This window comes from Gordonia sp. (in: high G+C Gram-positive bacteria) (genome assembly GCF_047600565.1).
Classification (GTDB): Bacteria; Actinomycetota; Actinomycetes; order Mycobacteriales; family Mycobacteriaceae; genus Gordonia.
On record NZ_JASGKN010000001.1, the window covers coordinates 472,866 to 492,830 of the forward strand.

Consider the following 19,965-nt stretch of genomic DNA (forward strand, 5'->3'; position numbering starts at 1 on the left):
ACGCCGCTCACGGACTTATGCCGCTCAGTACTTCGAGCAGGTGGTCTTGATCTGCTCCATCTTCGCCTTGCGCTCGGCTTTGCGCTGCGCGCGCTGTGCGGGCGTGGTCTTCGTCTGCTGGGCCTTCTTGTGCTCGGCGCGCTTCTCCTCGCGCTTCTTGGCCTGCTCGGGATGATTCTTCTTCCACTGCTCGCGCTGGGCCTTCCGCTGTTCGCGCTGGGCCTTGCGCTGCTCGGGCGTCTGGGTGATCCGCTTCTCGAAACGGGCCCGGCTCTTGTCGTTCTTGTCGATGCTCTTCCACATCGCCGGATCCTCCTTGGCGAGGGCGCGTTCGACCTGGGCGACGCTGCACTGAGTTCCGGGTACATGGGCGGTCGGCTCGGTCTTCGCGGGGGCTGCTCCGGCCGCTCCGGCGGCCAGAACCGAGGCGGCGCCGACGCCGGCGGCGGTCATCACGAGGGTGCGTGCGAGGGAGTGCTTCATAGGATCGTTCCTTTCAACGGGGCTGTCGGCGGGCTGTGAGTCTCCACAGGCCCGTGACGCCAGCCCACGGTGGTCACCGAACATTGGGATCAGCTGTGAAGTAGCGCAAAGCCCGCTGTCAACGACGCCGAGACCAGGCGAGATGTCGGTCTCGCCGCTATTGCGCCCACGCTTCGTCGAGTGCGGCCGACAGGTCCGCCTTCAGATCGTCGACGTCTTCGAGTCCCACCGAGAACCGCAGATGCCCGTAGGTCCGGAACCCCTCGGGGTAGGCCGCGACCCGTGGGCCGCTCGTACCGACATGCACGATCAGCGATTCGTCGTGCCCCACGGACACGGCCGAGGTGATCACCTTGAGGGCGCCGACGAAGCGGTTCTGCAGGTCCGGTCCGCCCTTGAGCGCGAACGCCATGATCCCGCCGAAGCCGCGGCCGCCGAGCTGCCGGGCGGCGAGATCGTGTTGCGGGTGGCTCTCCAATCCGGGATAGGCGACGTAGGCGATCCGGTCGTCGGCCTCCAGGAATCGGGCGAGTTCGAGCGCGGTGTCCTGATGCCGGGCCAGGCGCAGCGGCAACGTCACCGAGCCGCGGACGATGAGCCAGGCGTTGAACGGGGAGATGACGCCGCCGACGTCGACCATGGCTTGAGCCCGGACCGGTTCGACCGCCTCGGCCGTGCCGATCACTGCACCACCCATCGCGTCGCCGTGGCCGTTGATGTACTTGGTGAGCGAATGCACCACCAGATCGGCGCCGTCGTCGAGCGGCCGGTACAGGGGCGGCGGCGTGAAGGTGGAGTCCACCACCAGCAGAGCGCCGGCGTCGTGGGCGATCTGCGCGAGGGCGGCGATGTCGGCGACCTTGGTCGTCGGATTGGCGATGACCTCGGTGGTGATGAGGCGGGTGTTCGGGCGGACCGCCGCGGCCACCGCATCGAGGTCGGTGATGTCGACGAAGGTCGCCTCGATCCCGTACTTGCGTGGCAGCAGGTCGGTCCACAGTTTGTAGGTGGCCTCGTAGGTGGTATCCGAGACGATCACGTGCTCGCCGCTGTCGACGTGCGAGAAGTAGACGGCGTGCAGGGCGGCCACGCCCGAGGCGAGGGCGACGGCCGCCTCGCCGTGCTCGAGCGCGATGAGCTTGCGCTGCAGGGCGACCTGGTTGACGCCGGTGTTGCGCGTGTAGATCAGGTGGTTCGGGTCCGACCAGTCCAGTGTCGACGGATCCTCGGGCAGGTGATACGAGTTCGCCATCGTGATCGACGTCCGGATCGGGGTGCCGTCGCCGCCGTCGCCGAGCGGCTCATTGCCGCCGTGCACGCTGAGCGTCCCGAAGCCCAGACTCTCCGGGACATGCTTGTCGGGCCGCGGCCCGTCCTGTCGTCGCGTCATCTCACCCTTCCTCGCCGCCGGAGGGTCCCCGCGCGGCGACTCAGGCGTGAATCCGCCGCGACGGGGTGTTCCGGGCGGCCTCGCTCAGAATCAGCGGTAGCCGGTGCAGCCGGTCGATCCGCAGCCGTTCCCGGCACAGGGCCCAGCCCCAGCAGATCCCGAAGACCGTCAGCACGATCACCGTCGACAGAGACTGGTTCCACGGCCGCATGACGATCCACGTCGGGATCGCGATCAGGGCGACCGCCTGAATCACGTAGGAGTCCAGGCTGCGGGCCCCGACCAGAACCAGTGGCCTGAGCCAGTCCCGTCGAGCCCACTGTAGAAGCCGGCGGAACACCCCGTAAACAGTTGGAATCACCAGCCAGGCGGTGAAGACCCGGACCGCCCCGAGGTCCACCTTGTCGGTGAGAGAAGGCTCGGCGTACAGCCAATCGCCGACCCGCTGACCATGCTTGAGTACCGCCCAGAGCACCGCCGAGGTGACCAGGAGGTAACCGAGCGCGGCATCCAGACGCTGCGGTACCCGCCAGTCGGTCCACTTCCAGCCGATCACCATCGCCGGCACGAACAGCACCTGCCACGCCAGCCAGTTCTGGACCGGCCCGTGCCCCGGATACGTGTGGACCGTCGTCCACGACACGTCGCTGCACTGACTGATCACATAGGCGGCGATGGATCCGCCGAGCACGGCGATCCACGCGTTCGCGCGCAGCATCGGCAAGACGACGTAGGCGGACGCCATCAGAACCAGGTAGACCATCAGCACGTTGCCGCCGCTCGGCAGGAAGCGCAGGGTGAAGGTCCACGACAACTGCTCGCCGAGGGTGAGACGCGCGGGCAGTCCGGTGACCGTACGGAACTGCTGGGCGGTCAGCACCGCGCAGGCGACGACCGCGACCAATGAGATGCAGACCTGCGCCACGTAGAGCACCACGAGCCGTCGGGTGAGCCGCCGATACGCGTATCGCAGCGAGAACCGGTCGATCCAGCGCCGGTAGACCAGCCCCAGAACCAGCCCGAGAGCAGGATGAACGCGCTCATCCCGTCCACGGTCGGATAGATGTGCGTGGGCTTGGCGATCCACATCCCCGACGCGAAGTGCAGCGTGATCATGCTCCAGATCGCGAGGCCACGGGTGGCGTCGATGGCGAGATCACGGCCCATGGGTGGCAAGACTACGGCGCGCCGTTCCCGATCGGGAACGGCGCGCCGCATGCTCTCCCCGGACCTCAACTGTAGAGGTCGGCGATGGCCTTCGCGTACGTGTCGTGGATGACGTTGCGCTTGAGCTTCATCGTCGGCGTCAGTTCGCCGGTATCGATGGTGAAGTCCGAGTCGAGGACCTCGAACTTCTTGATCGCCTCGGCCGCCGACACCTTCTTGTTGGCGTCCGCGACGGCCTCCGCGAACTCGGCCCGCAGATCCGGGTTCTTCGCCAGCTCCGCGATCGAGGTGTCGGCCGGCAGTCCGTGGCGTTCGCACCAGCCGGGCGCCGCCTCCGGGTCGATGGTGATCAGCGCGCCGATGAACGGCTTCTTGTCGCCGACCACCAGGCACTGGCTGACCATCGGGTGCGCCCGGATGGTGTCCTCGAGCTGCGCCGGCGAGACGTTCTTGCCGCCGGCCGTCACGATCAGTTCCTTCTTGCGGCCGGTGATGAACAGGTAGCCGTCCTCGAGGCGCCCGATGTCGCCGGTGTGGAACCATCCGTCGACCAGCGCATCCTTGGTGGCGGCCGTGTTCTGCCAGTAGCCGGTGAACACCACCGGGCCCTTGAGCAGCACTTCGCCGTCGTCGGCGATCCCCACCGAGACGCCCGGCACCGGACGTCCGACCGAACCGATCTTGGTGTGGTCCTCGTTGTTGGCGGTGACCGCGGCGGTGGTCTCGGTGAGACCGTAACCCTCGTACACCGGGATGCCGACGCCGCGGAAGAAGTGCCCCAGCCGGGCGCCGAGGGGTGCACCGCCCGACACGGCGGCCTCGCACTTGCCGCCCAGCGCATCGCGGAGCTTGCCGTAGACCAGCTTGTCGAAGACGGTGTGCTTGGCCTTCAGCGCCAGCCCGGCGCCGCCCTTCTCCATCGCCTCGCTGTAGGCGATGGCCGTCTCGGCGGCCTTGTGGAAGATCGTGCCCTTGCCGCCGTCGACGGCCTTCTGCTCGGCGGAGTTGTACACCTTCTCGAACACGCGGGGCACCGACAGCACGTAGTTCGGCTTGAACACGCCCAGGTTCTCGACCAGGTTCGGGATGTCGTTGGTATGGCCCAGGACCACGCCGTTCTCCACACAGCCCACCGCGACGACGCGGGCGAAGACGTGGGCCAGCGGCAGGAACAGGAGAGTGGATTTGCCCTCCTCGAGACCGCCGGCCACCGAGGTCTTCACCGCCTCGGTCTCGGCCAGGAAGTTCGCGTGCGTCAGCACGACGCCCTTCGGGCGTCCGGTGGTGCCCGAGGTGTAGATCAGGGTGGCCGGATCGCTGGAGCGTGCGGCGGCCTCACGCTCGTCGAGCGCGGCATCGTCGACGGATTCGCCGCGACGGCGCAGCTCCGGCAGGGCGCCGTCCTCGATGACCAGCGTCTCCTTGAGCGCCTTCGCCGCGTCGATGACGTCCTTGTGCTTGGCGTACTGGTCGGCGTTCTCGACGATCAGCATGGTGGTGCCCGAGTCGCCCAGGATCCACTCCACCTGATCGGGTGCCGAGGTCTCGTAGATCGCGACGGTGGTGGCACCGGCCCGCCAGATCGCGTAGTCGATGAGGCTCCACTCGTAGCGGGTCGACGACAGCAGTGCGACACGGTCGCCCGAGCCGATACCCGACTCGATCAGGCCCTTGGCCACGGCATCGACCTCGTCCGCGAACTGCCGGGCGGTCACGTTGATCCAGTGACCCGAGTCGCCCTTCCGCTTGAACACCGGGAGCGTCGGCCGCTCCTGACGGATCTTCTGGATCCGGGTGATGGTGGTGGCCTTCTCGTCGACGACCAGATCGGACGGAGTGGTGTACTCCTGCATGCGTAATCGTTTCCCTTGCGAAGTGATGGCGCGAACAGGTTCGGACGAACCTCGTAAACGCCACTCTATCAGTGGCCGCGTGGCGTCCGTCACAGCCGTTTTTCAAGGTAGAATCAATCCTCGATGACTACGAGTACGCGCTCATGAGCGCCCGGGAAACCCCCAGTTCAGACCCCGCCGACGTGACGACACCGTCGGTCACCTTCGACGACTTCGACATCGACGATCGGGTGCGCGCCGCACTCGACGAGGTCGGATACGAGACCCCGTCGCCGATCCAGGCCGCGACGATTCCGCCGCTGCTGACCGGCCGCGACGTGGTCGGCCTGGCCCAGACCGGCACCGGCAAGACCGCCGCGTTCGCGATTCCCATCCTGTCCCGTCTGGACGTGACCGCGAAGAAGCCGCAGGCCCTGGTGCTGGCGCCGACGCGTGAGCTGGCATTGCAGGTGGCGGAGGCGTTCGGTCGCTACTCCTCGAAGATGCCCGAGGTGAAGGTCCTGCCGATCTACGGCGGCCAGAGCTACGGCATCCAGCTGTCCGGCCTGCGCCGCGGCGCGCAGGTGATCGTCGGTACCCCCGGCCGCGTGATCGATCACCTCGACAAGGGCACCCTCGACCTGTCCGAGCTCGAGTTCCTGGTGCTCGACGAGGCCGACGAGATGCTCACCATGGGTTTCGCGGAGGACGTCGAGCGGATTCTCGCCGACACCCCCGACAGCAAGCAGGTGGCACTGTTCTCGGCCACCATGCCGTCGGCCATCGGTCGCCTGGCGCGCAAGTACCTGAACGATCCGCAGGAGGTGAAGGTCAAGACCAAGACCACCACCTCGGACAACATCACCCAGCGTTACCTGCAGGTCTCCCATCAGCGGAAGCTGGATGCGCTGACCCGGGTCCTCGAGGTGGAGCCGTTCGACGGCATGATCGTGTTCGTCCGCACCAAGTCGGCCACCGAGGAGCTGGCCGAGAAGCTGCGGGCGCGCGGTCACACCGCGATGGCGATCAACGGCGACCTCGTGCAGGCGCAGCGTGAACGCACGATCAACCAGCTCAAGGACGGGTCCATCGACATCCTGGTGGCGACGGACGTCGCCGCCCGTGGTCTGGACGTCGACCGGATCTCGCACGTCGTCAACTACGACATCCCGCACGACACCGAGTCGTACGTGCACCGCATCGGGCGTACCGGCCGGGCCGGCCGCTCGGGCAACGCGCTGCTGTTCGTGTCGCCGCGTGAGCGTCATCTGCTGCGCGCCATCGAGCGGGCCACCCGTTCGGAGCTGCAGGAGATCGATCTTCCGTCGGTCGACGACGTCAACGCCCAGCGCGTGGTGAAGTTCGGCGAGTCGATCACCAACAACCTCGGCTCGGATCACCTGGACATGTTCCGCGGTCTGGTCGAGAAGTACGCGAGCGAGAACGACGTCGCGATGGCCGACATCGCGGCGGCGCTGGCGCTGGAGACCCGCGACGGCGGCTTCCTGATGTCGCCGGATCCGCCGAAGGGGGAGCGTCGTGAGCGCCCCGAGCGGCGTGAGCGCGAGCGCAAGGGCGGCGGCAACTTCGCCACCTACCGCATCGCGGTGGGCCGCAAGCACAAGGTGTCGCCGGGTGCCATCGTGGGTGCGATCGCCAACGAGGGCGGTCTGACTCGCGGGGACTTCGGCAACATCAGTATCCGTGACGACTTCAGTCTCGTGGAGCTCCCGGACGACCTGGACTCCGAGACCCTCGGCATGCTCAAGCACACCCGGATCGGTAAGCATCCGATCGACATCCGTAAGGATCTGGGCCCGCCCGGACAGCGCGGCGGCCGCAAGAGCGGCGGCTACCAGGGCAAGGGCGGCTTCAAGGGCAAGGGTGGCCAGGGTCATCGCAAGGGCGGCGACTCGTGGGGTAAGCGCCCGCCGCGCGTCGCCGGCCGCGGCCGGGACTGATAGCGCCGCCGCTCAGTCGGCGTCGATGACGGCCTGCACGCGGGGTGCGTAGACCGCGACGAGATCGTCGGTCGACAGTCCGGTGAACGCCGGCGCCTTCACCAGGTACCGCGCATGGTGCCCAGGCCGAACAGGATGCTGGCCAGCACCCGGGCGGTGTCGTGACTGAGGCCCGACTCCTCCACGACCAGCGGGAGCATCTCCGACGAGGCGAACTCGCCGAATGCGGCGGCGGTCGCCTCGTCGGTCACCGCCGACCGGAGGAAGGCCCGCATGGCGGGTCCGGACACCGGCATGGCCGGGATGGGTGTGGCGGCACTGGTGTTCATGCTGATCGGCATGCCGCTGGCCGGTATCGCGAGCCCTCCGCAGTTCCTGCCCGGGATCTGGGGTCACCTCGGTCAGTGGCTCCCGCTGGGTGCGACGGGTACGGCGCTGCGATCGGCGGCCTTCTTCGGTCACGGAAGCCTGATCGGTGCCGGCGCGGGTCTCGCGTTCGTCGCCCTCGCGGTGTGGATCGTCATCGGCTATCTGCTCCTGGGCGGAGCGGTCCTCAAGCGCCGGCGCCTGGTCGAGGAGGTCGTGCATCCGGTCGATGAGACGGTGGTGCCGGCGGCTGCGTGAGCCGTCCGGACGATCGGTTCAGCCGACCAGTCCGGGGAGCACCTGGCAGGCGGTCGCCGAGAGAGTGAGCAGGACGCCGGCGAGTTCCGACGGCTCCGGGTTGATCTCGATCACCGGCACACCGCGGAACGCCGCCCTCATCGGCAGTTCGGCGGCCGGATAGACCACACCGCTGGTTCCGACGACGAGAACCAGGTCGGCGTCGTGGAAGGACCGCTCGGCGGCGGACCAATCGCCGGGTGGCAGCGGTTCGCCGAACCAGACGACGCCCGGGCGCAGCACCCCGTCGGGGCACAGCCGGCAGGGCTGGAGTTCGGGATCGAGCGCCGCGTCGGAGGATCCGGGGGCTTCGCAGGCATCGCAGCGCGGCGCGAACAGACTGCCGTGCAGGTGGCTGGCCACCGGTGACCCTGCGCGTTCGTGCAGGTCGTCGACATTCTGCGTCACCACCGCAACGGACCCGCCGTCGGCGGCCTTGCGCTCGCCGAGGCGTGCGATCGCCTCGTGCCCGGCATTCGGTTCCACCCTCCGGACGTCGGCGGCGCGCCCGGCGTACCAGGACCAGACGAGGGCCCGATCGTTCTGCCAGGACTCCGGGGTGGCGAGCTGCTGCGGGTCGAAGCGCGACCAGGTGCCGGTCATCGCATCCCGGAACGTCGGGACTCCGCTCTCGGCGGACATTCCGGCACCGGTGAACACGACGACGTCACGGGCATCGGCGATGAGCCGGGAGGCCTCGGCGAGGGCGTCGTGGTCGACGGTCACGGTGTGTCCTGGGCCAGGGCGCCGCGCAGGGTGGCGGCGACCCGGTCGAGATCCTTGCCGCGCCGGGTGATGAAGCCCTTGGCGAAGTCGAGCCGGTCGCCGTTGCGGCGCGGGAGCACGTGCAGGTGGGTGTGGAAGACGGTCTGGAATGCGGCCCGGCCGTCGTTGAGGGCGAGGTTCACGCCGTCGGCGCCGAGCGACGTCTTCATCGCCGCGGCCACGCGCTGGCCGGCCTGGAACAGACGCGCGCCCGATTCGGGCGGCAGGTCGGCCAGTCCGGTCGAGTGCTCGCGCGGGATCAGCAGCGTGTGTCCGGCGGTGATCGGGCGGATGTCGAGGAAGCCGAGGAGGTGATCGTCGGCATAGACGATCCGCGCCGGGGCGGTGCCGGCGACGATGTCGCAGAAGACGCAGTCGGACATGGGGAGACCCTAGCGGCCGGTGCGGATTCCGGGGCCGCAGACCCGAACGCCACACCCTGATGATAACGAAATGATAACGAAAATGCGGGTGGAGAAACCGCAGGCCGGCGCGGTTACCGACGCGTCTACCGGCGGGTATACCCGACGGTCGGGACAAAACATGAGGGTTGCCTCATATTTCTGTGGCAGCATGGACCGCGTTTCGAACCTCGCGTTCCCACCCATGCCGCCGGCAGACCCAGGAGTACCCGTGACCCTCGACCAGTACCGTTCCGCCCAGCGTTCCGACCACTCCCACGGAGGAGAATCGAGCCTGCTCGACCGTCTGGCCGCCGGAGAGCCGTACGCGATCTGCTTCGCCGGACAGGGCAGCCCGTGGCTGCCGACGCTGGCCGAACTGGTCATCGACGGCGACCTGGAATCCGGTCTCGCCCAGACCGTCGAGGACGCCCGCGGGATCCTGGCGCCGATCGCCGACGACCTGGCGCGTGTGGGCGCGAGAGAGTTCACACCTCTGCAGTGGGTTCGCGATCTCGACGACGGCCGGCCGGTGCCGACCGACGCGGAACTCGCCGACGCGACGCTGTCGGGGCCCGGAGTGCTCCTCACGCAGCTGGCCGCGGTCGAACTCATGCGCAAACAGGGCCTGGACACGGATGCGCTTCCGCCGACGGCCACGATCGGTCACTCGCAGGGCATGGTCGCCGCGGAACTGATCGGTGAACACGGCCCGGAGATCGACGACGCGCACCTGCTCGCGCTCGGACACCTCATGGTGTCGGCCGCCACCGTGACCGCGCGCCGTCTCGGCATCCTCGGCACCATCGACGCTCCGGCGATGCTGTCGGTGTCGCACGCGGCGCCCGCAGACATCGAGGCGCTGCTCGCCGACTACGCCGCCGGCGTCGACGAGAGCCAGTCGATCGGTGTGCCGGCCGTGGCCGTGCTGAACTCGCGCCGCGCGGTGGTGCTGGCCGGCGCCCCGCGCCATCTCGCCGCCTTCCGGGCGCTATTCGAGGAACGCGCCGCCGCATCCGCGCAGGCCCGCACACGCAAGGAGACCGGCGGAGCGCCGTTCGCACCGGTCTTCGATCAGGTGCGCAGCACCGTGCCGTTCCACCACCCGCACATGATCGACGGCGTCGAGCTGATGGCCGGATGGGCCCAGGACTGCGGCATCGACGTCGGACTCGCGCGCCGGTACGGACGATCCCTGCTGGTCGACCACTTCGACTGGGTGGCGCGCGTCGACGAGGTGCGCGACAGCGGCGCCCGCTGGCTCATCGACCTGGGACCGTCCGACATCGCGTCGAGGCTGGCCGCACCGCTGGTGCGCGGGCAGGGGATCGGTATCGTTCCCGCCGCCACCCGGGGCGGCCAGCGCAATCTGTTCGTGCCCGGCAACGCGCCCGAGGTGGCGGCGCCGTGGGCCCTGTACGCGCCACGGCTCGCCGCACTGCCCGACGGCCGCACCGTCGTCGACACCGCCTTCACCCGGCTGACCGGCAGGTCGCCGATCCTCCTCGCGGGCATGACCCCGACCACCGTCGACCCGGAGATCGTCGCCGCCGCCTCCAACGCCGGCCACTGGGCCGAACTGGCCGGCGGCGGCCAGGTGACCGAAGAGATCTTCGCGGCGAATCTGGCCGGACTGCAGCGACTCCTCGAGCCCGGCCGCCAAGTCGCGTTCAACTCGCTGTTCCTCGACCCGTACCTGTGGAAGCTGCAGGTCGGAGGTAAGCGCCTGGTGCAGAAGGCTCGCGCCGCGGGCGCCCCGATCGACGGCCTGATCGTCACCGCGGGCATCCCCGAACTCGACGACGCCGTCGATCTGGTCCGCGAACTGATCGACGCCCGCATCCCGTACATCGCTTTCAAGCCGGGCACCGTCGAACAGATCCGCGCCGTCGTGCGGATCGCCGCCGAAGTGCCCGAATACCCGGTCATCGTGCAGGTGGAGGGCGGCCGCGCCGGAGGCCACCACTCGTGGGAGGACCTCGACGACCTGCTGCTGGCCACCTACGGCGAACTCCGCGACCGGCCGAACGTCGTGGTGTGCGTCGGCGGCGGCATCGGGACCCCCGAGCGTGCCTCCGAGTACCTGACCGGCACCTGGGCCCGCCGTCACGGCTACTCGCTGATGCCGCTCGACGGCATCCTGGTCGGCACCGCCGCGATGGCGACCAAGGAGGCCACCACCGCTCCCGACGTGAAGCGTCTGCTGGTCGACACCGCCGGTTGCGACAGCTGGATCGGCGCCGGACACAGCCGTGCCGGCATGGCATCCGGCCGCAGCCAGCTGGGCGCCGACATCCATGAGATCGACAACGCCGCCTCCCGCTGCGGCCGGCTGCTCGACGAGGTCGCCGGCGACGCCGACGCCGTGGACGAGCGCCGTGACGAGATCATCGCGGCCATGGCCGCCACGGCCAAGCCGTACTTCGGGGACGTCGCCGCGATGACCTACGAGCAGTGGCTGCGGCGTTACGCCGAGCTGGCCGTCGGCGCTGACCGGACCGGCGCGCTGCCGTGGGCCGACATCAGCTGGGAACGGCGCTTCGTCGAGATGCTGCACCGCGCCGAAGCCCGCCTGCACCGCCTCGATCGCGGCGAGTTCACGTCGATCTTCGGCGACTCGGTGACCGACGCGCACGCCGCCGTCGACTCCCTGATCATCCGCTACCCGGAGGCCGCCGACGACGTCCTGCATCCGGCCGACGTCGCATTCTTCCTCGAACTGTGCCGGACACCCGGCAAGCCGGTGAACTTCGTGCCGGTCATCGACAAGGAGGTGCGCCGCTGGTGGCGCAGCGACTCGCTGTGGCAGGCGCACGATCCCCGCTACCGCGCCGACGAGGTCTGCATCATCCCGGGGCCGGTGGCCGTGGCCGGTATCACCGAGGTCGACGAGCCCGTCGGCGCGCTCCTGGACCGGTTCGAGGCCCGCGTCGTCGCCGACCTGCGCCGCGACGGCGAGCACCCGTGGCCCGCCGATGCGCGCCGCCGTGTCGGCTCGGTGCCCTCCGCCGGACCGATCAGCGTGCTCCTGGAGGCGCGCGACGTCTCGTGGGGTGGACGCATCACCGACAATCCGGTCGCGCAGCTCGGCGACCCCGACGCCTGGGACGTGCACGACGTCGACCGGGCCGAGCACACCGCCACCGGTTCCCGGCTGAACCGGGTCAGCGGTGACGGGGAGTCGCCCGCCCGCTTCGAACTGACGGTGCCGGTCGCCGGCACCCATATCGTGCTGCCCCTGATCGTCGACGACACCACCCTGGACGGCGGCGTGCCGCGCATCGGCATCGACGAGGCGGCCACCGCCATGCGGGAGCTGCTGACCGTCGCCGCCGGCGGTGAACTCGCCACCGTGAAGGACGGTGTGGTGACGGTCGACGTCGCCTGGGACCCGGACCTGGTCGCCGATCACAGCGGTGCCACCGCGTCGAGCCTCCCGGCCACGCTGCGCCCCGTCACACCCGCCTCGCCGTTCGGCAGCGCCGTGCCCGACAACCTCGTGGCCGCCTGCTGGCCGGCGGTGTTCAGCGTGCTCGGACAGGCCCGCACCGAGGACGGCACCCCGGTGGTGGAGGGTCTGCTGGACCTGGTGCACCTCGATCACGCCGTCGCGCTGACCGGGCCGGTGCCGAGCGAGGTCACCGGTCTGACCGTCACCGCCCGACAGGGTGCGGTGTACGACTCGGTGTACGGCCGCGTCGTGGAGGTGGGCGTGGACGTCGCACGTGCCACCGGCGACGGTGCGACGGAACCGGTCGCGACGCTGACCGAACGGTTCGCGGTCCGCGGCCGGCCGGGTGCGAGCGAACCCGCCGACCCGGTCCGCGCGGGCGGTGCCCTCGACGACGAACGGTCCGGCACCCGCAAACACCTGCGCACCGTGACCGTGCAGGCCCCCGCCGACATGACCGGCTTCGCCGTCGTGTCCGGCGACCGCAACCCGATCCACACCGACGTCCTCGCGGCCCGGCTCGCCGGTCTGGGCGAGCCCATCGTGCACGGCATGTGGCTGTCGGCGGCCGCCCAGCAGGCGGTGACCGCGGCCGACACCCGCGCTCCGGTCCCGTCACCGCGTCCGTTGCTCGGCTGGACCGCGCGCTACCTCGGCATGGTCCGCCTCGGCGACGAGGTGACGGTGCGCGTCGACCGGGTCGGGATCGACGCCGGCCGCGACGTGATCGAGGTGACCGCCAAGGTCGGCGACGATCTGGTGATGGCCGCGACCGGTCTCCTGGAGGCACCGCGCACCGTGTACGCCTTCCCCGGCCAGGGCATCCAGAGCAAGGGCATGGGCTTGGACGCCCGGGCCCGCAGCAAAGCCGCCCGCGAGGTCTGGGACCGCGCCGACGCCCACACCCGCACGGCGCTGGGCTTCTCCATCCTGGCGGTGGTCCGCGACAATCCGACCACCCTCGTCGCCCGCGGCGAGACCTACCACCACCCGGACGGCGTCCTGTTCCTGACCCAGTTCACACAGGTCGCGATGGCCACACTGGGCGTCGCCCAGGTCGCCGAACTCCGCGAGGCCGGCGGCTTCGTCACCGACGCGATCACCTGCGGCCATTCGGTCGGCGAATACAACGCCCTCGCCGCCTGCGCGGGTGTCCTTCCGCTCGAAGCGGTGCTCGAAGTGGTGTTCCAGCGCGGCTCGGCCATGCACCACCTGGTGCCGCGCGACGAGAACGGCCGCTCCGACTACCGGATGGCGGCCATCCGCCCGAGCCAGTTCGGGCTCGCCGACGCCGACGTGCAGGACTTCGTCGCGGAGATCTCCGCACGGACCGGCGAATACCTCGAAGTCGTCAATCTGAACCTCCTCGGCTCGCAGTACGCGATCGCGGGAACCGTGCGAGGACTCGACGCCCTCGAGACCGAGGTGGCCCGCCGCGTCGCCGAGCACGGCGGCAAACGCGCCTTCATCCTGGTGCCCGGCATCGACGTGCCGTTCCATTCGAGCGTGCTGCGGGCCGGCGTCCCCGAATTCCGGGGCAAGCTCGATGACCTGCTGCCGGCGACCATCGACCCGGACGTTCTGGTCGGCCGGTACATCCCGAACCTGGTGCCCCGGCTGTTCACCCTGGACCGGTCCTTCGTGCAGGAGATCGCCGACCTGGTGCCGTCCGAGCCGCTGGCCGACGTGCTGGCCGCCTGGGACGACTGGGCGGCCCGGCCCGCCGAACTGACCCGGGTCGTGCTGATCGAGCTGCTCGCCTGGCAGTTCGCCAGCCCGGTCCGCTGGATCGAGACCCAGGAACTGCTGTTCGCCGGCCCCGAACGCGGGGGACCGGGCATCCAGCGATTCGTCGAAGTCGGCGTCAAGACCGCCCCCACCCTCACCGGCCTGGCCCGGAACACGCTGCGTCTGCCCGGCTACGCCACCTCGACGACCGAGGTCGTCAACGTCGAGTCCGACGCCGCGGTCCTGCTCGCGCAGGATGCCGGCAGCGACCCGGAGTCCCCGGAACCGGCCGCCGTCGATTCGACGCCGGCACCCGCACCCGCGGCGACGACCGCACCGACCGCCCCGTCCGCGGCGCCGGGTGCCCCTCGCCCCGACGACCTGGCCTTCGCGCCGGCCGACGCGGTCCGCGGCGTCATCGCCCTCTGGACCAAGATGCGACCGGACCAGATCGGCGCCGTCGACTCGATCGAGACGCTCTGCGACGGGGTGTCGTCGCGCCGTAACCAGCTTCTGCTGGACATCGGCGCCGAGCTCGGGCTCGGTGCGATCGACGGGGCCGCCGAAGCCGACGTGGCGGCACTCGAGAACACCGTGAACTCACTGGCGCGCGGCTACCGGCCGCTCGGCGAAGTGCTCTCCGATGCCGTCGCCGACCAGCTCCGCAAGATCGCCGGACCGAGGGGCAAACGCCCGTCCTACGTCGCCGATCGGGTGAACGGGGTCTGGGATCTCGGACCGGGCTGGGCACTGCACACCCAGCTCGCGCTGGCCCTGGGCACTCGCGACGGTGCCAGTGTGCGCGGCGGGGACCTCGGTGAACTCCTCGACGGCCCGGTGACCGATCTCGCCGCGCTCGACGCGGCGATCGACCGTGCCGTGCGTGGCGTCGGCGCCGCCCACGGCATCGCCGTCGACCTCCCGTCCTCCGACGGCGGTGCCGGCGCCCAGATCGATGCCGCCGCACTCGCCGAGTTCACCGAACAGATCACCGGACCGGACGGTGTGCTCGCGGCGGCCGCGCAGACCGTGCTGGACCGGCTGGGACTGTCGACGACGCCGACGGCGTCCGCCGGCACCGCTGACGACGGCCTCGCCGACCGGGTGAGCGCCGAACTCGGCGCCGACTGGCAGCGGGCGGTCGCACCGGTCTTCGACGCCGACCGCGCGGTCCTGATCGACGACCGCTGGGCGACGCTCCGCGAGGACCTGGCCCGCCTGTGGACCGCCGACGAGGAGGAACTCGACGTCTCCGGCACCGCCGACCGGTTCACCGGCGCCGGTGCCGTGGTGGCCGCGCACGCCTCCTGGTGGCACGAGCGGTCCGCAGCCGCCGACCGCGTGGTCCATGCTGCCCTCTACGAACGCATCGCGCGGACCGCCGTCGAGACGGACCCGGCCCGGTACGGTGCCGACGTCGCGGTGGTGACGGGTGCGTCGAAGGGGTCGATCGCCGCCGCGGTCACCGCACGACTGCTGGCCGGCGGCGCCACCGTCGTCGTCACGACCTCCCGCCTCGACAGCGATCGTCTGGCCTTCTACAAGGACCTGTACCGCACGAACGCGCGCAGCGGCGCCACGCTGTGGGCGGTCCCGGCGAACATGGCGTCGTACACCGACGTCGATGCCCTCACCGACTGGCTGGGCAGTGAGCAGACGGAGAACCTGGGTGCCACCACGGGTGTGCTCAAGCCCGCGCTGCGCCCGACGCTGCTGTTCCCGTTCGCCGCGCCCCGCGTCGCCGGTGACGCCGTCGACGCCGGTGCCCGCGCCGAACTGGAGATGAAGGTACTGCTGTGGTCGGTGGAGCGGCTGATCGCCGGACTGTCGGCGATCGGCGCCGACACCGACCTCGAGTCCCGGCTGCACGTCGTGCTGCCCGGCTCGCCGAACCGCGGCATGTTCGGCGGCGACGGCGCCTACGGCGAGAGCAAGGCGGCACTCGACGCCCTCGTCCGGCGCTGGCGCTCGGAGAGCTCGTGGAACGAGCGGGTCACGCTGGCTCATGCCCTCATCGGCTGGGTGCGCGGCACCGGATTGATGGGCGGCAACGATCCGATGGTCGACGCCGTCGAATCCGCCAGGGTCCGCACCTGGAGCACCGACGAGATGGCCGCCGAACTCCTCGGCCTGTGCGCGCCCGCCGAACGGATCGCCGCCCGCACGGTGCCGGTGGAGAAGGATCTCACCGCAGGGCTGTCGGATTCGCTGGATCTGGCCGCGCTCGCCGAGCAGGCCGGCACGGCCACGACCGCCCGGACCGGAGCACGCGACACGTCGCCGACCGGTGGTACCCGGGTGTCGGCGCTGCCGTCGCCGGCCCGAGGCGACCAGGCCGGCCGGATCGACTGGCCGGACGTCGCGGCGCGACCGGAGGACCTCGTGGTGATCGTCGGGGCCGGCGAGGTCGGCCCGTACGGATCCTCGCGCACCCGCTTCGAGATGGAGGTCGACGACCGGCTCTCGGCCGCCGGCGTCCTCGAACTGGCCTGGAACACCGGACTCGTCACCTGGGAGACGACACCGTCGCCCGGCTGGTACGACGCGCAGACCGGCGATCCGGTCGATGAGGCCGACATCGCCGACCGCTATCACGACGCCGTCCTCGAGCGCTGCGGCATCCGGCGGTACACCGACGACGGCGCCATGGCCGACAACTCGGCGCCGCTGCTCGAATCGGTGTTCCTCGACCGGGATCTGAGCTTCAGCGTCCCGACCGAGGCGCAGGCGCGCGCCTTCGCTTCGTCGGACCCCGAACGCACCCGCATCGCACCCGACCCCGAGTCCGGCGACTGGACGGTCACCCGGCTCGCGGGAACCGAGATCCGGGTGCCGCGCCGCTTCGCCCTGTCCCGGACCGTCGGCGGCCAGATCCCGACCGGCTTCGACCCGGTGCGCTGGGGCGTATCGGCCGACATGGCCGAATCGGTCGACCGCGTCGCACTGTGGAACCTCGTCGCCACCGTCGACGCCTTCCTGACCGCCGGATTCACCCCCGCCGAACTCATGCGCTGGGTGCACCCGGGGCTCGTGGCGAACACCCAGGGCACCGGCATGGGCGGCATGAGCTCCATGAGGTCGCTGTACATCGACACCCTGCTCGGCGAATCGAAGGCGAACGACATCCTCCAGGAGGCGCTGCCGAACGTCGTCGCCGCCCACGTCGTGCAGTCGTACATCGGTAGCTACGGCGCGATGATCCATCCGGTCGCGGCGTGCGCGACGGCCGCGGTCTCGGTGGAGGAGGGCGTCGACAAGATCCGGCTCGGCAAGGCGCTGTTCGCCGTCGCCGGCGGCTTCGACGACCTCGGCATCGAGGGAATCGTGGGCTTCGGCGACATGTCGGCCACCGCCGATTCGGCGGCCATGGAGGCGCGCGGAATCGCACCGGAACGGTTCTCCCGGGCCAACGACCGGCGCCGCGGCGGCTTCGTCGAGTCCGCGGGCGGCGGCACCGTGCTCCTGGCCCGCGGCGACGTCGCCGCACGGCTCGGACTGCCGGTGCTCGGCGTGGTGGCCTGGGCACAGAGCTTCGGCGACGGCGTCCACACCTCCATCCCGGCACCGGGCCTGGGGGCGCTCGGGGCGGCCCGCGGCGCCCAGGACTCGCCGCTCGCGACGGCGCTGGCGAACCTCGGGCTGACCCCCGACGACGTGGCCGTGGTGTCCAAGCACGACACGTCGACGCGGGCCAACGACCCCAACGAGGCCGAACTGCACGAACGTCTCGCGGCGGCCATCGGCCGCTCCGACGGCGCCCCGTTGTTCGTCGTCTCGCAGAAATCGCTGACCGGCCACGCGAAGGGCGGTGCCGCCGCGTTCCAGCTGATCGGCCTGTGCCAGGTGCTGAGCCACGGCGTGATCCCGCCGAACCGCAGCCTGGACTGCGTCGACGACGCCATGGAGCGCTACCCGCACCTGGTGTGGCCGCGCACCCCGCTGCGACTGGGGGAGGGCTTCGGCCTCAAGGCGGGCCTGCTGACCAGCCTCGGCTTCGGACACGTCTCGGGGCTGATCGCGGTCGCGCACCCGGACGCCTTCGTCGCCGCGCTGCCCGACACCGAGCGTGCCGCCTACCGGGAACGGGCCGCCGAACGTCTGCGCGCCGGCCGGCAGCGTCTCCTCGAGGCGATGTGCGGCGGCACCCCGGCCTACCAGCGGCCGAAGGGCCGCCGGTTCGACGAGACCGCCGACGAACACGACGCCGAAGCCGCACTGCTTCTGCACGACGACGTGCGGCTCGACGTCCAGGGCGCCTACCGGTGAGCGTGATCGGCGTCGGACTGGACCTGGTGAACGTGCCCGACTTCGCCGTCCAGCTCGAGCAGCCCGGATCGACGATCCTGCACACCTTCCGGGTCGGGGAGCGCCGGGACGCCGCCGACCGGCCCGACGGCGAGGCCCGTCATCTGGCCGTCCGGTGGGCTGCCCGGGAGGCCGTCATCAAGGCGTGGTCGTCGAGCCGGTTCGCTCAGCCGCCGGTTCTGCCGGAGACCGCCGTCAACGACGTCGAAGTGCTGACCGACACCTGGGGCCGGCCGCGGGTGCGGCTGCACGGCGACCTCGCCCGCTACCTGTCGGACGTGACGATCCACCTGTCGCTGACCCACGACGGCGACACGGCGGGGGCGGTCGCCGTCCTGGAATCACTGGACGGACAGTAGGTATCCGCCGAGCATGCGTTTGAGTTCGGTGACGATCGCCTGGTGGTCGTGGTCGTCCTGAACCGAATAGCTGAGCAGCGAATACGACGTATGCACGATGACCTGCGCCATGCGGGCGCGGCGTTCGGGTTGGTGCGGAAACAGGGGGGCGAGGATCCCGGCGACCTGGTCGGCCAGGATCCGTTCGTTGAGGACGGCGGTGGTACGGGTCGCCGGCGTGGACTGCACAGCCAGCCAGACCGCGCGGCGGGACGGTTCGTCGCGCCAGCGGTCGGCGAGGTGGTCGAGGAACTTCTCCAGGAGGGCCGGCCACTGCAGGGACGGGATCTCGGCGGCGAACGCCGAGAGTTCACTGCTCATTCCGGTGGTGTCGGCCCGATCCAATTCGCACACGATGACGTACTTGTTCGCGAAGTACTGGTACAGGGTGCCGATCGGAACGTCGGCCCGCGCAGCGACCTGTTCGCAGGTCAGGGAGTCGAAACCGTCTTCGACCAGCAGTTCCCGCGCGGCTGTCAACAGCGCATCGAAGGTGCGGCGACTGCGTTCCTGAGTCGGTCGGCGCCGGGGGACCAGCGGTTCGGTCTCAGCCGATTCGGGCATGTCGATAGAGGTCAGACGGACAGGTCGCGACGGAGCTTGGCGACGTGACCGGTCGCCTTCACGTTGTACTGGGCGAGGGCGATGACGCCGTTCTCGTCGACCAGGAAGGTCGAGCGGATCACACCGGTCACCACCTTGCCGTACAGCTTCTTCTCACCGAATGCGCCCCAGGCGGACAGGACGGTCTTGTCCGGGTCGGACAGCAGCGGGAAGGTGATCTCGTCGCGTTCGGCGAACTGCTGCAGCTTCTCCGGGGTGTCCGGCGAGATACCGACCACGCCGATTCCGGCGTCGCCCAGTTCGGCGAGGTTGTCGGTGAAGTCGCACGCCTGCTTGGTGCAGCCGGGCGTCATCGCGGCCGGGTAGAAGTAGACGATCACCTTCCGGCCGGCGTAATCGGACAGCGAGACCGTCGAGCCGTTCGCGGCGGGCAGGGTGAATGCGGGGGCGGTGTCTCCGACTTCGAGTCGTCCGTTGGCAGCCATGCGCTCCACCCTATCGGGCAGGGGTGGGTAGGCTCGACGAGTCGCGGGTGTTTCCCCCATGTGGGCTTCACTCGCCTGAGCAGAGTCAGCACAACAGTGGAGGACGGCGTGGCCGACGACACCGAACGTATCGAGCAGCAGATCGCGCAGGCGCGTGAAGATCTGGCGAACACCCTCGACCAGATCGCCGACCGCGCCAACCCGCAGCATCTGGCCGCGGACGCCAAGACCAAGGCGGTTGCCTTCGTCAACCGTCCGCCGGTCAAGTACTCGCTGATCGGCAGTGCCGCGGTGGCCGTGCTGCTGGTGGTGCGCAAGATCTTCCGCCGCCGACGCTGAATCGGCTCCCACGGCGCCCCTCACCCCGTTCGG

13 protein-coding genes and 1 pseudogene are annotated in these 19,965 nt (G+C 70.1%); 5 read left to right on the forward strand and 9 right to left on the reverse strand.

The annotated features are described in order from the left end of the window. Positions 1 to 24 precede the first annotated feature (24 nt). The 4 genes and pseudogenes from QM774_RS02295 to QM774_RS02310 form a co-directional block, all read right to left on the reverse strand. Entirely contained in the window at positions 25 to 483 is a 459-nt protein-coding gene (locus QM774_RS02295) for a hypothetical protein (protein ID WP_414974348.1), read from the reverse strand. Between the two features lie 157 nt (positions 484 to 640). After that, entirely contained in the window at positions 641 to 1,873 is a 1,233-nt protein-coding gene (locus QM774_RS02300) for a trans-sulfuration enzyme family protein (RefSeq protein WP_414974349.1), read from the reverse strand. A 40-nt stretch (positions 1,874 to 1,913) separates the two neighbouring features. Continuing rightward, positions 1,914 to 3,091: pseudogene (gene opgC, locus QM774_RS02305) on the reverse strand (OpgC domain-containing protein). A gap of 14 nt (positions 3,092 to 3,105) precedes the next feature. Further along, positions 3,106 to 4,893, reverse strand: coding sequence for an AMP-dependent synthetase/ligase (locus tag QM774_RS02310; RefSeq protein ID WP_414974350.1), 1,788 nt, complete (start codon positions 4,891 to 4,893; stop codon positions 3,106 to 3,108). A gap of 143 nt (positions 4,894 to 5,036) precedes the next feature. Between QM774_RS02310 and QM774_RS02315 the strand changes: the two genes are divergently transcribed. Next, positions 5,037 to 6,833, forward strand: a complete 1,797-nt coding sequence (locus QM774_RS02315; RefSeq protein ID WP_414974351.1) for a DEAD/DEAH box helicase — start codon at positions 5,037 to 5,039, stop codon at positions 6,831 to 6,833. A gap of 98 nt (positions 6,834 to 6,931) precedes the next feature. On the opposite strand, the gene QM774_RS02320 is transcribed toward QM774_RS02315, so the two are convergent. Further along, the gene (locus tag QM774_RS02320; RefSeq protein WP_414974352.1) at positions 6,932 to 7,108 is read right to left on the reverse strand and encodes a hypothetical protein; all 177 of its coding nucleotides are present in this window, start codon (positions 7,106 to 7,108) and stop codon (positions 6,932 to 6,934) included. Here QM774_RS02320 and QM774_RS02325 point away from each other — a divergent pair. Then, the gene (locus QM774_RS02325; RefSeq protein WP_414974353.1) at positions 7,107 to 7,457 is read left to right on the forward strand and encodes a hypothetical protein; all 351 of its coding nucleotides are present in this window, start codon (positions 7,107 to 7,109) and stop codon (positions 7,455 to 7,457) included. The genes QM774_RS02320 and QM774_RS02325 overlap by 2 nt on opposite strands. A gap of 18 nt (positions 7,458 to 7,475) precedes the next feature. On the opposite strand, the gene QM774_RS02330 is transcribed toward QM774_RS02325, so the two are convergent. Together QM774_RS02330 and QM774_RS02335 are read right to left on the reverse strand one after the other, a co-directional pair. Further along, on the reverse strand, positions 7,476 to 8,222 hold the full coding sequence (locus QM774_RS02330; RefSeq protein ID WP_414974354.1) for an NAD-dependent deacylase: 747 nt from the start codon (positions 8,220 to 8,222) through the stop codon (positions 7,476 to 7,478). Continuing rightward, positions 8,219 to 8,644, reverse strand: coding sequence for an HIT family protein (locus QM774_RS02335; RefSeq protein WP_414974355.1), 426 nt, complete (start codon positions 8,642 to 8,644; stop codon positions 8,219 to 8,221). Before QM774_RS02335 ends, QM774_RS02330 begins: the two co-directional genes overlap by 4 nt. Before the next feature lie 250 nt (positions 8,645 to 8,894). Here QM774_RS02335 and QM774_RS02340 point away from each other — a divergent pair, with 250 nt between their 5' ends. Further along, entirely contained in the window at positions 8,895 to 18,107 is a 9,213-nt protein-coding gene (locus QM774_RS02340; RefSeq protein ID WP_414974356.1) for a fatty acid synthase subunit beta domain-containing protein, read from the forward strand. Then, positions 18,104 to 18,505: a holo-ACP synthase gene (locus QM774_RS02345; RefSeq protein WP_414974357.1), complete on the forward strand. Its 402-nt coding sequence runs from the start codon at positions 18,104 to 18,106 to the stop codon at positions 18,503 to 18,505. Before QM774_RS02340 ends, QM774_RS02345 begins: the two co-directional genes overlap by 4 nt. Here the strand turns inward: QM774_RS02345 and QM774_RS02350 are convergent. Next, positions 18,488 to 19,108: a TetR family transcriptional regulator gene (locus QM774_RS02350; RefSeq protein ID WP_414974358.1), complete on the reverse strand. Its 621-nt coding sequence runs from the start codon at positions 19,106 to 19,108 to the stop codon at positions 18,488 to 18,490. The two genes, QM774_RS02345 and QM774_RS02350, sit on opposite strands and share 18 nt — an antisense overlap. Before the next feature lie 11 nt (positions 19,109 to 19,119). Continuing rightward, a complete protein-coding gene (gene bcp / locus QM774_RS02355) occupies positions 19,120 to 19,593 on the reverse strand; it encodes a thioredoxin-dependent thiol peroxidase (RefSeq protein ID WP_414974359.1) in 474 nt (157 codons plus the stop codon). Between the two features lie 108 nt (positions 19,594 to 19,701). On the opposite strand from bcp, the gene QM774_RS02360 reads away from it, so the two are divergent. After that, positions 19,702 to 19,932 carry a DUF3618 domain-containing protein gene (locus QM774_RS02360; protein ID WP_414974360.1) on the forward strand — a complete coding sequence of 77 codons (231 nt, stop codon included), beginning with the start codon at positions 19,702 to 19,704 and terminating at the stop codon, positions 19,930 to 19,932. Positions 19,933 to 19,965: the final 33 nt, after the last annotated feature.